The 16,318-nt window shown below is 41.4% G+C and carries 15 protein-coding genes; 6 read left to right on the top strand and 9 right to left on the bottom strand.

The features are described 5' to 3' along the window. Positions 1-30: 30 nt before the first annotated feature. Genes folB through ACOOEY_RS06385 form a run of 3 tightly spaced genes read right to left on the bottom strand, consistent with a single transcriptional unit; the run spans position 31 to position 2,203 of the window. Complete coding sequence (gene folB, locus ACOOEY_RS06375; RefSeq protein ID WP_420387845.1) at positions 31-393, bottom strand: dihydroneopterin aldolase; 363 nt, start codon at positions 391-393, stop codon at positions 31-33. Positions 394-440: 47 nt separating this feature from the next. Then, positions 441-1,280, bottom strand: coding sequence for a DivIVA domain-containing protein (locus tag ACOOEY_RS06380; protein ID WP_420387846.1), 840 nt, complete (start codon positions 1,278-1,280; stop codon positions 441-443). After that, positions 1,277-2,203: a WD40 repeat domain-containing protein gene (locus ACOOEY_RS06385; RefSeq protein ID WP_420387847.1), complete on the bottom strand. Its 927-nt coding sequence runs from the start codon at positions 2,201-2,203 to the stop codon at positions 1,277-1,279. Before ACOOEY_RS06385 ends, ACOOEY_RS06380 begins: the two co-directional genes overlap by 4 nt. 65 nt (positions 2,204-2,268) lie before the next feature. On the opposite strand from ACOOEY_RS06385, the gene ACOOEY_RS06390 reads away from it, so the two are divergent. From ACOOEY_RS06390 to ACOOEY_RS06410, 5 genes are all read left to right on the top strand, one after another. Further along, complete coding sequence (locus tag ACOOEY_RS06390; protein WP_420387848.1) at positions 2,269-2,892, top strand: 4'-phosphopantetheinyl transferase family protein; 624 nt, start codon at positions 2,269-2,271, stop codon at positions 2,890-2,892. A gap of 174 nt (positions 2,893-3,066) precedes the next feature. Continuing rightward, positions 3,067-3,282, top strand: a complete 216-nt coding sequence (locus tag ACOOEY_RS06395; RefSeq protein WP_420387849.1) for a hypothetical protein — start codon at positions 3,067-3,069, stop codon at positions 3,280-3,282. Positions 3,283-3,508: 226 nt separating this feature from the next. Next, the gene (locus tag ACOOEY_RS06400) at positions 3,509-4,600 is read left to right on the top strand and encodes a DUF4221 family protein (RefSeq protein WP_420387850.1); all 1,092 of its coding nucleotides are present in this window, start codon (positions 3,509-3,511) and stop codon (positions 4,598-4,600) included. Further along, positions 4,575-5,555, top strand: coding sequence for a hypothetical protein (locus tag ACOOEY_RS06405; protein WP_420387851.1), 981 nt, complete (start codon positions 4,575-4,577; stop codon positions 5,553-5,555). The genes ACOOEY_RS06400 and ACOOEY_RS06405 overlap by 26 nt, the downstream gene beginning before the upstream one ends. Further along, a complete protein-coding gene (locus tag ACOOEY_RS06410; RefSeq protein WP_420387852.1) occupies positions 5,552-6,007 on the top strand; it encodes a hypothetical protein in 456 nt (151 codons plus the stop codon). Before ACOOEY_RS06405 ends, ACOOEY_RS06410 begins: the two co-directional genes overlap by 4 nt. A 46-nt stretch (positions 6,008-6,053) precedes the next feature. Here ACOOEY_RS06410 and ACOOEY_RS06415 read toward each other — a convergent pair whose 3' ends face one another. The 4 genes from ACOOEY_RS06415 to ACOOEY_RS06430 all read right to left on the bottom strand — a co-directional run bounded on the left by ACOOEY_RS06415 (position 6,054) and on the right by ACOOEY_RS06430 (position 10,408). Continuing rightward, positions 6,054-6,908, bottom strand: a complete 855-nt coding sequence (locus ACOOEY_RS06415) for a transglutaminase-like domain-containing protein (RefSeq protein WP_420387853.1) — start codon at positions 6,906-6,908, stop codon at positions 6,054-6,056. 2 nt (positions 6,909-6,910) lie between these two features. Then, a complete protein-coding gene (locus tag ACOOEY_RS06420; protein WP_420387854.1) occupies positions 6,911-8,539 on the bottom strand; it encodes an acyl-CoA carboxylase subunit beta in 1,629 nt (542 codons plus the stop codon). Positions 8,540-8,645: 106 nt separating this feature from the next. Next, positions 8,646-9,605, bottom strand: a complete 960-nt coding sequence (locus ACOOEY_RS06425; protein WP_420387855.1) for an MlaD family protein — start codon at positions 9,603-9,605, stop codon at positions 8,646-8,648. Next, complete coding sequence (locus tag ACOOEY_RS06430; RefSeq protein ID WP_420387856.1) at positions 9,605-10,408, bottom strand: N-acetylmuramoyl-L-alanine amidase family protein; 804 nt, start codon at positions 10,406-10,408, stop codon at positions 9,605-9,607. Before ACOOEY_RS06430 ends, ACOOEY_RS06425 begins: the two co-directional genes overlap by 1 nt. 118 nt (positions 10,409-10,526) lie before the next feature. On the opposite strand from ACOOEY_RS06430, the gene ACOOEY_RS06435 reads away from it, so the two are divergent. After that, complete coding sequence (locus tag ACOOEY_RS06435; protein ID WP_420387857.1) at positions 10,527-13,211, top strand: putative LPS assembly protein LptD; 2,685 nt, start codon at positions 10,527-10,529, stop codon at positions 13,209-13,211. A gap of 75 nt (positions 13,212-13,286) precedes the next feature. Here ACOOEY_RS06435 and lysS read toward each other — a convergent pair whose 3' ends face one another. Together lysS and ACOOEY_RS06445 are read right to left on the bottom strand one after the other, a co-directional pair. Continuing rightward, positions 13,287-14,996 carry a lysine--tRNA ligase gene (gene lysS, locus ACOOEY_RS06440; protein WP_420387858.1) on the bottom strand — a complete coding sequence of 570 codons (1,710 nt, stop codon included), beginning with the start codon at positions 14,994-14,996 and terminating at the stop codon, positions 13,287-13,289. A 68-nt stretch (positions 14,997-15,064) separates the two neighbouring features. Further along, positions 15,065-16,276, bottom strand: coding sequence for a proline dehydrogenase family protein (locus ACOOEY_RS06445; RefSeq protein WP_420387859.1), 1,212 nt, complete (start codon positions 16,274-16,276; stop codon positions 15,065-15,067). Positions 16,277-16,318: the final 42 nt, after the last annotated feature.

Raw genomic sequence — 16,318 nt, forward strand, 5'->3', positions numbered from 1 at the left:
TAAATAGCAAAGAATATAAGGAGCGAAGATTTATCGAGCTCTGACCATCGTTATTTTCGATTGCTCAATTTTCGCCTTGATTGGTGGATTCTTCTTAGCCACCGAAACTTTTACTTCGGTGACATGTGGAAAGCTTTCAAAACATTTATTGATGATTCTTCCTGCCACATGTTCCAATAGTTTTGACGGAATCTCCATCTCCTTTTGCACTAAACTGTGGAGTTCTTCATAATTAACTGTACCTGAAAGTTCATCTGTATCGGCAGCCTGGTCAAAAGAAGTAGTCAGGGCAGCGTCTACCACAAAATGGTTACCCTTTTCTCTTTCCTCCTCATAAAAACCATGAAAGGCATAGAACTCCATGCCTTCCAGTGCCACGATATCTTTATTCATTGATTCGTAAAGGTTGGAATGAATATTATTGACCTGGAAAACTGAAATTAGTCGAACTGATCGAAGAATGAACCCTTCTCTTTATTGTCAGAAGCATCTTCCATCACCTCTTCTTTTTTAGGCTCTTTTTTAGCCTCAGGTTCTTTCACCTTTTCTTCTTGAGGTGTTTCCGCCACAGGCGCCTCATCAATGTCCTCAACCATTTCTATGGTTTCCTCATCGTCTGAATCTTCGACCATTTCATCTATACTGGCTTCTGCTTCTTTCTTCTCGTTGTGGGCGATGATTTTGTTCACATCTACGGGAGCCACATTGTCATTGACCTCCCTTGCGAGCTCCTTTGCCTTCTTCAGGTGGGGTTTAATATCTGCTGGAAAGTCTTCATGTCGACCGATCTTTGAAAGAATGTCTTCTGCCAACATTTTGAGATCGGAAATCAAGGATGATTTATTGGCATCCATACTTCTGAACACCTGTTCCAGTTGACGAATTTCGTCTTCCATATCATCGACAATCATGCGTGCCTTATCTTCGGCATCTTCAATGATAGACTTGGCTCTGGACTTAGCTTCGCTCATAAGAGCATCAGCCTTCATCTCCGTCTCACGCATGTGTAGTTCTGCTGTTCTGGTAGCCTGTTCAATCATATTGGCTCCTGTATCTTCAGCAGTTTTCAAAGTCTTAAAGAGCGAATTCTCCACTTCTCGTAGTTTCTTCACTTCTTCCTGAGCTGCTTCAAGTTTAAACTTCAGCTCTTTGTTAACATCGTTTAGTTTCTCCCACTCTATGGAAAGTGAGTTTAAAAAGGCCTTAACCTCATCTTTGTCGAAGCCTCTGAAGTTCTTTTCGAACTCCTTTTGTCTAATTTCTAATGGTGTAATATTCATTCCTCAGAAAAATTAAAATTGATATCCCAGATTGAAATACTCCGGTCGTCACTTGCCGACAATAATAGGTTGTTGAAATTGGTCCAAAGTACTTTATTGACAGAAGTACCGTGACCTGCGTGTCTCGCCTTATCGATCACTTTGAGCAGTTGGAAAGTCCTGGCATCCCAGACCTTTATGGACTTATCCATGCTACAAGTTACAAAATGTTTACCATCAGCACTAAAAACCAGGTGGTTAATTGCATACATATGCGCCACAATCGATTGTTTGAGTGCATAAGCCTGACTCACTTCCCAAACTTTCAGGTGGGCATCTCTGCTACCACTGATAAGGTAACGTTGATCTGGTGAATATTGTACTGTGAAAACAGATATTTTATGTGCCTGAATAACCTTTTTCTCACTGAGGTTCTGAAGGTTATAAATTCTGATACAGTTATCACTAAACCCAACAGCCAATTCCTGATTGACCTCAGAGATTGCTATACAACGGGCGCTTTGTTCAGATCCTCTGATTACTTTCACCGTCTCCAGAGTAGTGAGGTTTAATACATGAACTTCGCCATTGCCCAGGGCACAAAAGACATGGTCATTAACTACTTTAATATCGAATATCTGAGTGTTACCCAGTTTAATTGATCCCTTCTCTTTTCTTTCAGTTAGATCGATGATATGTATACCATCGAAATTCTGACCCACAATCAAGGCATTTCTCTCCGGATAATAACATAGGGCATATACCGAGCTGGGTACTTTGGCCAACATGCGTCCATTTTCCAAATCGTTCAAATCCCACTGAGCAATAACCCCATCTCCTCCTGATGAAAAAAAGAGATGTGGCTCAGGACCTTTCTCAAGAATATAAACACAATCCTGGTGTCCAGCCAGGGTCTCTACTTTAGTGACTTGAATTTTAGACATATCTTTGGACTTTGTTGAATGGGTTACAAAGCTAAGAAGCAGCCAATCAAAATTTTAGAAAGCGCATGCCTATTATAAAAAAAGGTGAAGCTGAACCACATATTAAGTTTGCCATTTGGGAGATTGTAGAGAGGGAAGAGGAATTGCTTTCCATTTTGGGCAGTAGTATTGCCGATGAAACCCCTTTAACCGACATTAAAGTTGAGAGCAGAAGAATGGAGTCATTAGCCGCCAGATGTGCTCTAAGGTCTCTACTTGAACCGCTCGGTAAATTTGAGATCTACAAGGATCAATTTGGCAAGCCTCATTTAAGAGATGAAAGTATTGGCTTGTCTATCTCACATGCCAAGGGTTTTGCTGCAGCTGCTATTAACCTTAACGGACCTATTGGTATTGACATCGAACATGAGAGGGAGCAGGTCATAAAAATAGCTCATAAATTTGTCCACTCAACGGAGAGAGTTTGGGTTGAGCAAGACATTCACAAGCTAACGCAAGTGTGGTCAGCTAAGGAAGCTTTGTATAAGTTGCATGGAAGAACCCAGCTTGCCTTTGCTGAACAACTCATTACCAAAAACCTGCATGAACCTCATGGTGAAGGACGCATTATAGAGAAAAAAGAAGGTGTATCACTATATAAGCTTTACCAGCCAGCAGACACACCTATTATTACCGTTCTCGCCTACTAATTTAACCTAGCTTTATTAACCCCATTCTTACAGTTATTGCAATACTGTTGTAGCGCCTTTTATCAACCTCCAATTACGTGATATATATAAAAAATACTTATGTAACCATTTATTTTTTATCCTTTATAACATTACATTATTATATATTTAATTATCATTTTTAAATTTATTGTTATGAAAAAGAAGAGTATCCTTTTAGTATGTGCGTTGGCACTATTCGGAACTGCTATACTTCCCGGCTCGGCACAAGCCTGGAGAGGCAAAACACAAACCACACATTACATTGATAAAGAAGGGGACCATGTAGACGTAGTATCTTGTCGTTATCACCTCTTTATCAAAGAGTGTAACAGCGGTGAAGGCGATGTGATCCCTGATCCTCAACACTAAACCATACGCTACTATTAACATCACCAAACAACTAAAAACGGGCCTTGTAAAAAAGCCTGTTTTTAGTTACTAACAACACCACGTCTGATTAAATAAACCTCCGATAAAGAGTACAATAACTTACATGAAGCAGTTTTATACTTTATTTTTTATCTTCTTAATAGGCTGTGGTAATACAGAGTTAGTTAACAGAGAATTTCTGCAGGCTTGTGCAAATCAAACCCAAATGACTGAAAGGTCATTTACAGCTGTTCGGCAAAAGCTTACCCCCATTGAAGTTGGTCCAGAGCATCATAAGCCAATGGCTGCCTATTCTATCCTTAATACAGACAAAGCTTCCTATGTCCTGGCTACATCTCCGGGAAATCAGGAGTTCACAATTTATGACATCACACATGGAGAGATAATTAAAAACACCAAACTAGATTACCCCCCTCTTGAGATTGGACAAGCAACCTTCAAATCATTCGACTCTATCTACTTTCAACTACCAATGAAGAATACTATAATCAGGTTTGACAGTGCGGGAGTAGTAGGCGAAAAAACAATCATCAAGGACATTCAAACTGATTGGCAAGTGAGAGGAAATCCTCCTGGCTTCTTTAACGAGATACATCAGGCAGAACTCAAGTTTCTAAGCCGCAACCGGGTTATTTCAACACTCAATACATTTGGCTTCTGGTATTACCGAAACAAAAAAGATATTAAGCTATTGGCCGAACTCGATCTTGATAAGAGTCAAATGACCTCAAATTTTTCCAAAATGGCTACGGCTTTGACAAAAGCACCCATAGAGCTTCACGATATGTACACCATGCCTTATATGGAACACTATCAGGGATACATATACGTAAGTTACCCTTATGATCACAACCTTTATAAGTATGATGCCACTACAAAAGAACTCGTAAAAACCACTTGTCTTTCAAGCCAGTTTATTGGTGAATTAGGAATACCATTGGAACTCAATCACTCAGATCAGGAGAACATCAATTTCCAGATTTCAAATGCTTACTATGGTAAGATTAACTTCCATTCAACTCCAGGAATATTCAGCAGGGTAGTTTTCCATGAAAAAGACCTTTATAAAAGTGATGGCAAGTTAAATCGATCAGCTTGCGACAGGACTTATTCCTTAATCCTATTCGATTCAGAGTTAAACTTATTATCAGAAATTGATCTGCAAAATCTTGATCTTTGGAATAGAGCCCTACCTACCCCAAGTGGTTATGTTGTACCTGGTATTTGTCAGGAAAGCTCCGGGGAAGACTTCTTTGAATTTAATATTAAATATGACCTGGAAGAAATCATCAATTAAGGCAATACTGATTGTACTTGTCGCGATAAGTACATCTTTGAAAGGTCAGGATTTGGATAGTGATATTTTCTTTTGTCACGAAAACCTGGAGATAAGAGAGTTGTGGCCAGTGACCAACGAACAATTTGTAGCCAATATCAGATACCAAAGCAAAAACCAGTTTACTGGTGAGCGTCTGATCAGCTCCAATATGTTCTTACTCTTCGATAAAACTCACTTAATAACAGACACGGTATATGTTAGTGGATTGAATAAGACTTTGAATATACTGGATGAAAGCACAATCTCCATCAGCAGTAATTATACAACTAACATCTACAACATTGGAGACGGGCAATTCAACCTGGTTTCCAAGAATACTCCGAATCAGGAGTCAACTGAAAAAGATGAGTATCTAATTGGCTCCATTAATGGCCTCAACCTTGGATATATTAGTAAGGCAAAAGACCGAACCCAAAAAAGAAATAAAAAAAACATACCTCAATATTTCTATCTCAACCAAAATGGGGAAAGAATTTTTATCAACTCAGGTGAAGAAAAAGTAGTCGGAGACCAATGGGAGTCATTCTTAAGCAGGTTTCCATTCGCCTTGGGAGATGTCAGTCAATATAAAGATGAGCTCTACTTTAACATCCCCATGGCTGGAAGGTGTTACATTCTCAATTCAAAAAGCAAAAAAGTCAAAACTGTCATCTTCCCAGAAGATGGAGCCAATAGCTGGTTTCTCACTATAGATAAAATGAACGGCACTCATTTTCTAATTGCCCATAAAGCAGACAACAGCTTCGATATATACCAGATAGACTTAAAAACCAATTCCAGGACCTTACTTACTAATGTGATGGGCTATATGGATTTGATTCATGATAGTAAAGTCATGTATAGAAAGACCTTAACCGAAGGTGAGAAAGAGTTCTACTGCTACTACTACCGATCAGTCTATACTAAAAAATGAAAAAGCCCACATTCCTCCTTATTCTCATCCTTTTATCTGCTTGCTCGAAAGAAAGCTCAAGTGATTACCCTTATGCCAGCGGTCTCGAGTGGTTTCTTCAGGAGGAGTATAACATGAACTTAGTCTCTTTGAATAATGAAGAACTATTATTTGTGAATGTTTCCTGCGATGACTGCATGTTATCTAAATTGGGTATTCTGGAAAAAAAGGAATTTACCAAAGACCTCAAAATTTTCTTTTTAGGAGACACCACCTACAGCCAAATAGTTAGAAACTATCAGAACAACAACTCCTTTTTCGACCTCAATTCCTCCTTCTATGATTACGAAACGGGAATCAGTTCAGCTCCATTATTACTGAAGATAGAAGATGGCATCATCAGAAAACACCTATTTCTTTCAGATAATAATCAAGAAGAGATTATCACTTTCCTATCTAAAGGTATTCAATAGCCTGATTTCTCTCCTTGATGACACAAAGCTAAAGTGATAGACGCTGCTATTTGGACTCAATAATTTTCAACATCTCTTCTACCTCATTAACCTTATCAGTATGTCCAAGCTTTTCATGGGCATTGAGTAGGTTTCTCAAAACACGGGCAACAATTTCGGTATTATCACATGGTTCATAAAATTTATCATGCGGAGCCAATCTAAGGTTAGTCAGGTACTCATCAATCTCCTTTTTCGAAAAAACCAATCCTCTATTAAAGGCATTGATATAGAATTGTACATCACCCTCTTTATAAGTCATCACAAACAGGTTAGGCAAATTGACTCCGTACACTGGAAGGCTCAGTTTTTGAGCGACCAGCATATAGATGATGCACAACGATATTGGATTTCCCTTACGAGTCTGAAGGACTACATTGAGCATGGAGTTTCCGGGGGAATGAAAATTCTTGGTATTGGCTCCAAACTTCAACTTATTAAAAAGCACAGAGTTTATGAGCTTAATCTGATCTACAGGGTGAAGATCCGTTTTAAACTCCATCCATACATCATAATAAATCTGCTCAATTTCCTTAGACAGTTGCTCCAGTTCTATATCGGGATATTGATACGTATTGATCAACCACATGCCTTCCAGCAAGTCTTTACCTCCCTGAACTTTCCAGGCATAAAGCTTCTCTTTGGTCAGTTCAAACTGAAGACCATGTACAAGCTCTTCAATTCGTTTCTGAACAACAGGGTTAAAACTATTCTCCCACTCAAACTCCAGGTACGGAATAATGTAAGTACCCAGGGCCATTATCCTATCTTCCACATGCTGAACTACTTCTGTATCATCATCATCGAGAAGTGATACCAGCGCCTTTAACTCGCTGTTGTTCAAATTATTCGACTCTTCCATTGTTAAGTTTGAATCACACCAACATTGAAGGCTTGTTCAATGGGAGCATGATTCGCAGCTTCTATTCCTTGTGATATTACTTTTCTTGTTTCTTTCGGATCGATGATGCCATCTACCCACAATCTAGCCGCAGCATAGTATGGGCTCATTTGCTCGTCATAACGGGCTTTAATTTCCTCCAGCAGCTCTTTTTCTTCTTCGGGACTGATTTCCTTCCCCTGAGCTTTCAGTGTTGATACCTTAATCTGCAGCAAGGTTTTCGCGGCTGACGCTCCACTCATTACTGCAATCTGAGCCGTTGGCCAGGCGTAGATAAGACGAGGGTCATAGGCCTTACCGCACATGGCATAGTTGCCTGCACCAAAAGAATTCCCCGTAATGATGGTGAATTTTGGTACAACGGAGTTGGCCATGGCATTAACCATTTTGGCTCCATCCTTAATAATGCCTCCATGCTCCGCACGACTGCCCACCATAAAACCGCTGACATCCTGCAAAAAGACCAATGGGATCTTACGTTGATTACAGTTCATGATAAACCGCGCTGCTTTATCTGCAGAATCAGAGTAAATAACTCCTCCCATCTGCATCTCGCCTTTCTTCGATTTAACAACCACGCGCTGATTAGCGACAATGCCCACTGCCCAACCATCGACTCTGGCATAGCCACACACAATCGTCTGCCCATATTTCTCTTTGTATTCATCAAACTCAGAACCATCAACCATTCTGGCAATCAGTTCTCTGACATCATATGGCTTCACACGATCCTGAGGCATTAGCCCATAAATTTCATCTGGGTCCTTTTCAGGTGCTTTAGGTTCCTTCCTGTCAAAACCAGCTTTTTCGAAAGCACCAATCTTGTCGAAGATTGATTTGATATAATCCAGGCAAGACTGATCATCAGGAAACTTGTTGTCTGTAACACCTGAAATTTCACATTGAGTGGTAGCGCCTCCTAGTGTTTCATTATCGATATCTTCTCCAATGGCTGCTTTTACCAGATATGACCCTGCCAGGAAGATAGATCCGGTTTTATCCACGATAGCGGCTTCATCGCTCATAATAGGCAGATAGGCCCCACCGGCAACACAGCTACCCATAATGGCAGCTACCTGTATGATGCCCATGGATGACATCTTCGCATTATTTCTGAACTGTCTTCCAAAGTGTTCCTTATCAGGGAAAATCTCATCCTGCATTGGCAGGAATACACCTGCACTATCAACCAAATAGATGATTGGTAAGCGATTCTCTATGGCAATCTCCTGAGCTCGCAGGTTCTTTTTAGCCGTAATCGGAAACCAGGCTCCTGCCTTTACTGTAGCATCATTAGCGACAATCACACATTGACGACCACTAACCTTACCAATTCCGGTAACTACTCCACCTGAAGGACAACCACCTACATCATTGTACATGTTGTCACCAGCAAAAGCTGCCACTTCCAAAAAGTCTTCAGGATTGTCGATCAGATAGTCTATTCGTTCTCTCGCAGTAAGTTTCCCCTTCTTATGCTGAGATTCAATCTTCTTTTCTCCTCCTCCGAGCTTTACTTTTTTCAGCTTATCATTCAGCCGATAAATCAGCTGACGCATCTGATCGTCATTCTTGTTGAAATCTAAATTCATCCAATTTCCTTTGTGAGTTACTCTATTCCATTACAGTTTACTGATCTAAAAATAGACCCGCACACTCAGAAATCAAACCTGAAAAAAGAGCTTCTGTTTAGAAAGGTTATTTGTTAGACGATCGGCCATCGGCTGGCGGACGATTTTTCCTTCCAAATATAGAGAAGTGCATGTAGCGCTTCGGATTGTAGCGCAAATCGATCATCAGGCTATCCAGGTCTGACATGGTCTGATTCAAAGTATTGTAGAGGGAATCGTTGGTCATCAACTTACCCAATGTCCCTTCATTAGAGTTGAGTTGAGTAAGGAATCTTTCTGTACCAAGCAGAACAGAATCAATTTTAACCAATCTGCTTTCAATATCTACAGCATTGAGCTTTTCACCCAGCTTTTTGTATTCATTCATTACTGGCTTAATGCCCCCCATAGCCACCACCAATGAATCTGTAACATAGTCCATTTTCAGCCTGAGCTGCTCCAAGGTTCCTTTAGCTTCTTCGGTCAATGAAACTGCATTTTGGGAAAGAGCCGCCAGATTGCCCAAAGCAAGTTCGATTGTATCCTTTTTGTTAACAAAGGGTTCGAGTGCATCACTGATCTGGTTAACCAAAGAAGTCAATTGATTGGCTGCAGAAAGGCCTTCCTGAGTTAATAGCTCAGTAATACCTCCGTCAATTTCTCCTACAAGCGTATCTCCGCTTTCCAGCAAACGGGTTCCTCCCTGGTGAATCATCAACTGAATTTCAATTCCACCCAGAAGATCAGGTTTAGCCAATCGGGCGTAAGTACTATCTGTAAGCTTAATGGTCTTATCTACAGCAAGGGTAACTAATATCTCATTATACTGATCATTAGAAAACTTGCGTTCAACCACGCTTCCAACATCTAAACCATTGAGTATAATTCTATCTCCCTTGTTGAGACCACTTACATTCTGATATTTTACATAGTAGGTATTGAGTGGTGAAAACACATCAAGCCCTCTCAGGTAATTAAAACCTATATAGAGCACTGCGGCCATTAAAACCACAAACAAACCAACCTTGAATTCCTTACCTTTAGCCACTAGTCGTCTAACGTTTTCTGATACTCAAAATAGTCGCGGATTGCTCTAAAAATTGCTGAAGCTATATACTCCTGCACGCTTTCAGTAGAGAGCTCCTTCTCCTCCTTTGGATTGGAAAGATAACCTATTTCTACTAAAACACTTGGCATTGCTGTATTCCATAATACCCAAAGACTAGATTGCTTTACTCCCCTGCTCTTCCTTCCGGCCCTTTTTTCAAACTGCTCTTCAATATTCTGAGCCAGGATTATGCTGTTTTCCTGATATGCTTCCTGCATGATTTCGAACATGATATTTACCTCCGGAGAGTTAGGATCGAAACCCTGATATTTCTCAGCATAATCTTCTTCCAGCAAGATTACCGAGTTCTCGCGCTTTGCTACTTCAAAGTTTCTTCCCTCATTTTTAGTTCCCATCACATAGGTCTCGGTACCATAAACATGATCGTTTCCAGCTGGCATAGCATTTGCATGAATGGACACGAATAAATCCGCTTCAGCTTCATTAGCCATAGTCGCTCGAACTGCAGGGTGGCTGTATTCATCAGTAGTACGCGTAAAAATTACCTCAATGTCTTTAGCATACTGTTCTATGTATTCTCCTACTTTTTTGGAAACGGCCAGTACAACGTCCTTTTCCTTCACTTTAGATCCGCGGGTTCCCCAGTCTTTACCACCATGGCCCGGATCGATCACCAGCTTATACTTTTTCTTAGCCGACTGCGCCAACGAATTGTTGTCAACAACAGCCAGCATTGTTAAAAGAACTAAAGGAATCAGATAAAATTTCACTTTGATGCGCATGAAACGGCTGATTGAGATAACTTTACGCAAAAATCTGAAAAATTCCGAAAAACCGAAATTCAGCTTGTTTTCAAACGGAAAAATATATCTACTTCTCATTTTTGTTTTTTGTTCCTTTGTGACCAAAGCTCAAACCTCAGGAGCCGGTGAAGGACAGCTACAAAACCGTGCCGAAATTTCAGATACGGTGCAAAGAGATACGATTCCTTCCGGTACCTCAGATTCCCTTCAAGTGGTAGTTAACGGAATTCAGACTACCATTAAATACTATGCTGAAGACTCTATTATTACTCGCCTGATCTCAAATAAAACATTTCTTTATGGCAACGCCCGAATTGAGTATGGTGATATAAACCTGGCGGCAGAAAGAATTATCATAGATAGAAATAAGAATGAATTAACGGCAACCGGGGTACAGGATTCGACAGGCACCTGGCTTGGCAGACCCGTATTCAAAGATGGTCCCGATGTATTTGACACCGAAGAAATCAGATACAATTTCGAATCACAGAAAGCTTACATTAAAGGAGTAGCCACCAAACAGCAGGAAGGTTTCTTGAGAGGTGAGGTGGTAAAAAGGAATGCAGACCAGAGTGCCTACATCAAGGACGGTAAGTTTGTCCCCTGCCCAGATGATCCTGAGGCCGGCACATATATTAAGGCTAAAAAGATTAAGATTAATCCTGGTAAAAACATTATCACAGGGCCTTTTCTCCTCTATGTTGGAGATATTCCAACTCCTATAGGACTACCTTTTGGTTACTTCCCCGACACACAAGAAGCCACTTCAGGCATACTCTTCCCTAAGTATGGAGATGAACAACGCAGGGGACTCTTCCTTAAAGAAGGTGGTTATTACTTTGCGTGGAATGATTATATCCACACGGCCCTGACAGCCGATGTCTATTCTAAAGGCAGCTGGGCTACAACATTAAGATCAGTATACAAGAAGCGCTATAAGTTTACCGGGCAGTTTAATGTTACCTACAACAGAAACCTTACCCCTGAGTATGAACTGGAAAGACTGGATTCAAAGGACTTTTGGGTTTCCTGGTCGCATCAACCTGACTCCAGGGGCAGGAATGCCCGTTTCTCTGCGAGTGTCAATGCAGGTACCAGCACCTACAACCAGAATAACCTGAGCACTACCAATATTTCCAACAATATTAGATCTGAATTCAGATCTAATATCCAGTACAGCGGTACTATTCCCCGCAGCCCATTCAGTTATTCCTTCAGTGCACGTCACAACCAGAATGTGCAAACCGGTATTATCGATGTGGCTTTGCCGGAGATGTCACTGAATATGAACCGTATCTATCCTTTCAAAGGAGCAGAGGCTGATGTCCTTAGCAAAATCAACCTGGGATGGAGATTCAATGCTTCCAATCAAATCACTAACATTGTGAGACCGGGCTCGGCTGGCTTTGACATTGCCAATAGAGCTACGGCAGTAGACACCATTACTGTGGGTTTTGACACATTGGGCGAACTGCTGGACAATGCAAAAAATGGAGCCAGACATAATGTAGACTTGTCAACCTCCTTCAGTTTATTGGAACACTTTAACTTTTCTCCTGCCTTTAGACTGGAAGAATTATGGTATCTGGAAGAACTTCAGTATGAATTTCTGGAAGATCAGAATGCAGTAAAAATAGATACAGTCAATGGTTTCAGCAGGGCAATGACTTACTCTGCCAGCGTAAGTATGTCTACCCAGATTTACGGTATGTTCAACATGAAACGCAGCCGCAGAATCGAAGCCATCAGACACATTATGAGTCCCACCATCAGTTTCAGCTATAGACCTGACTTCAGTGACCCCAAATATGGATACTATCAGGAAGTACAGGTAGATACAACCAACGGAGGCAGCACAAGACTTCTTTCAAAATACGATGGTTTCCGCTTTGGCACTCCGAGCCTTGGTGAATCGGCCGCACTGGCCTTTGGTGTCAGTAACAAGGTTGAAATGAAGGTAAAGAGTGATACAGCCAACTCGAAAAAGGTAGCACTACTCGAGAGCTTAAACTTTAGTGGTAGCTATAACTTCCTGGCTGATTCGTTCCAGTTGAGTCCCATTGCCATTACCGCCAGAACAACTCTTTTTGATAGAAAACTCAATATCAACGCGGGTGCTACCCTAGATCCATACACCTATTTAACACAAGTATCTGAGACTGGTACTGAAACCTTAAGACGAGTCGATGCTCTTGCCTTTAGATCAGGGCAGGGACTAGGGAAAATTACAAATGCCCGATTCTCATTATCCACTAACCTCAATTCCAGAGCTTCAGCCTCAGCTGGAGCAGGAGGTTTTGGAGGCGAGTCACTGGCTGTTGGAGGCAGTGGCTTCGACAATCAGAACCCTAACGAATTCGGCTCTCTCAACGATGGCGGTGGCGATTTGGCAGCACGAATGGGAGAATACTTCTATGACCCGAATGCCTATGTAGACATTGAAATCCCCTGGAACGTAAGACTGAGCTTTGATTATAATTATCGATGGGCAGCTTCAGGCTCAACCACACGAAAGTCTGTTAAGGCTTATGGGCAACTGGCTCTAACTCCAAAATGGCAAGTCACCTATAATACAGGCTATGATTTCGATGTAAAAGACTTTACCACGACCTCAGTAGGCCTTTACCGGGACCTGGGTTGTTGGGAAATGAGAGCCAACTGGATTCCTTTTGGTGCCTTTACCTCCTACACCATTGATATCCAGATTAAGTCTTCTGTATTGAAGGATTTGAAAATCAGTCGTAGAAGAAGCCAATTCGACAATGGCGCCAGAACCTTCTAATATCCCAAAAACAAAACACCTCACCATCGACCATTGCTGGTCATGATGAGGTGAAAAAAATAATTCCTTGATGACTTAAGCTACTGGTTCGACTGTCAGAGCATCATCGGTCTTTTCAACTTTCGCAAGACCATTTCTTGTCAGTTCCTTAATGGCTTTATCCCATTTCTTGTTAGATAGCCCTGTACTTTCCTTGAAGGCATTAAGATCAGTTTTACCTGCCTGTTTCAAAGTCTCAAGTACAGCTTTTCCTTCTTCACTCAATTCTACAGTCGCCTTTTTCTCAGGCTTCATTTGAGGGAAGAAAAGTACATCCTGAATAGAATTGGAATTGGTCATAATCATAGACAGTCTGTCAATACCTACTCCCAATCCGGCAGTTGGAGGCATACCGTACTCCAATGCACGAAGGAAATCTTCATCAAGCACCATCGCCTCATCGTCTCCTCTTTTTCCAAGCTCCAATTGCTCTTCAAAACGAGCTCTCTGATCGATTGGGTCATTCAGCTCTGAGAAAGCATTACAGATTTCCTTACCGTTACAGATTGCCTCGAATCTTTCAACCAGACCTTCTTTGGTTCTGTGCTTTTTAGCCAGTGGAGACATCTCAACCGGATAGTCGGTAATGAAAGTCGGTTGAATCAACTTCGGCTCGCAATGCTCGCCAAAGATTTCATCAATCAGTTTTCCTTTACCCATTGAGTCATCAACCTCCACTTTGAGGTCTTTAGCTGCGACTCTCAAAGCATCTTCATCCATTTCTGAGATATCTACTCCTGTGAAGTGCTCAATGGCTTCGAACATAGTAAAGCGTTTCCAGGGTCTCTGGAAATTGATCTTGTTTTCACCTACCTGAACTTCAGTGGTACCATGAAGGTCTAGTGCTACCTTTTCAATCATAGCCTCCACCAAATCCATCATCCAGTTATAATCCTTATAAGCTACATACAGCTCAACCTGAGTAAACTCCGGGTTATGGAAACGAGACATCCCCTCATTTCTAAAGTCCTTTGAAAATTCAAAAACACCATCGAAACCACCTACGATCAACCTCTTCAGGTATAACTCATTAGCTATACGCAGATAAAGAGTCATATCGAGTGTATTGTGGTGTGTCTTGAAAGGACGAGCCGCAGCACCACCATATAGTGGTTGCAAAATGGGTGTTTCTACTTCCAGGTAACCTTTATCGGCCAGGAAGTTTCGCATGGAATTGACCAACTGTGTACGCTGCACGAAAGTCTTCTTAACGTGAGGATTCACCACTAAGTCAACATAGCGCTGTCTGTATCTTTGTTCCGGATCAGTAAAAGCATCGTGTACTTTACCCTCCGCATCTGTCTTAGGCAGTGGCAGTGGTTTCAGTGATTTAGAAAGAACAATCAGTTCCTTTACATGTACCGAAATCTCCCCGACCTGAGTTTTGAAAACATGTCCTTTGATGCCAATAAAGTCACCAATACTCAATACCTTCTTGAATACGGTATTATACAGGGTTTTGTCTTCACCAGGACTTACTTCATCTCTGGCCACATAAATCTGAATACGTCCCGTTGAATCCTGAAGCTCAGCAAAAGAGGCTGACCCCATAATTCTTCGGCTCATCATTCTTCCCGCAAGGGTTACTTCCTTGTACTGATCAGGCTGTTTCTCGAAGTTCTTCTTAATATCTGCAGAGTAAGCAGATACCTTAAATGTCTCTGAAGGATAAGGGTTGATACCCAGTTTCTCCAGCTCTTCTTTTTCCTGTCTTCGTTGAATCTCCTGTTCGCTCAATACTTGCATGACGCTTCAAAATTTTGGAGCGCAAAGTTAACGATTCAACTCAATTTATTGTAGTCGAAAAGGGAGAACTAAAACTTATCCTGATGTCCTAACTGTTTTTTGAAAAGCTTTCTTCTGGCAAGTTCCTTTTTGACCAGACTCAACTCCCTTCCACTTTGACCTTTAACAGAAGTGTTTTCATTAGCTCTTCTAATCAAATAAGGAATAGTAGCCTTCAAAGGACCGTAAGGCACATACTTGATGACATTGTACCCTGCATTGGCCAGATTGAATGAAATATGGTCGCTCATGCCGTACAGCTGACCAAAGAACACACGGTGATCATTCTTCTGAAGACCAAACTCATCCATTACCAAAGTAAGCTTATAATTAGACGCTTCATTATGTGAGCCTGAAAACAGACCAATCTGGTGAATATGTTCTACACAATATCTTACAGCCAGGTCATAGTCTCTGTCGGTCGCCTCCTTGTTAGGTTGGATTGGATCTTCATAACCGAGCTCTTCAGCTCTTTCTCGCTCCTTTTCCATATAGGCGCCACGCACGAGTTTCGCCCCTAGCCTGTAACTGTTTTCCTGAGCATGTTCATGCAAGACCTTCAGATTATCGAGCATCTTGTGGCAATACATCTGGAAAGTATAGTAGATAAGTGCCTTTTCCCTGTTGTAGATACTCATCATTTTGAGGCTAAGCTCATCGATGGGCTTCTGTATCCAGGTCTCCTCGGCATCAATCAAGACAGACACATCTTTCTCATAAGCCAGACGGCAAATACTGTCTACTCTTTCGAAGACACGATCATAAGCCGCCTGCTCATCGGCTGTTAGTTTTTCACCTGCATGAATTTTTGCCAGTAAATCGAAAGAAGCGAGTCCTGTTACTTTAAAAGCAGCAAAACGGATATACTCCATCTCACCTGCCCTGTCTATTGTTCTAAGGATTTCATTGGTAGTTTGATCAAAGCCCTCTTCGGTTTTCTCACCTTCTACAGAATAGTCGAATATAGCTCCAATACCAAAGGCCGCCAGTTCATGCGAGGAGCGCTGACAACCATCGAGCGTCTCTCCTCCACAAAACATATCGAATATGGTTCGTTTGATAATTCGCTTGACTGGCAAGCCCACCTGAAGTGCAAACTTGGTTAGTGCTGTTCCAACACTAACTAACCATGGCCACTGCATAGTACTAAATATGAAGTGACGCTTTTTGAGAGCTTCATCAGTTTTGGCACGGAATGCCACTTCAAGCTCATCGAAATCAACAAACTTCTTTAATTCCATAGACGAATTTCGGTCGGCAAATATAAGAACAAACCAATAGCT

It is taken from the genome of Roseivirga sp., from assembly GCF_965216855.1.
Taxonomy (GTDB): Bacteria; Bacteroidota; Bacteroidia; order Cytophagales; family Cyclobacteriaceae; genus Roseivirga.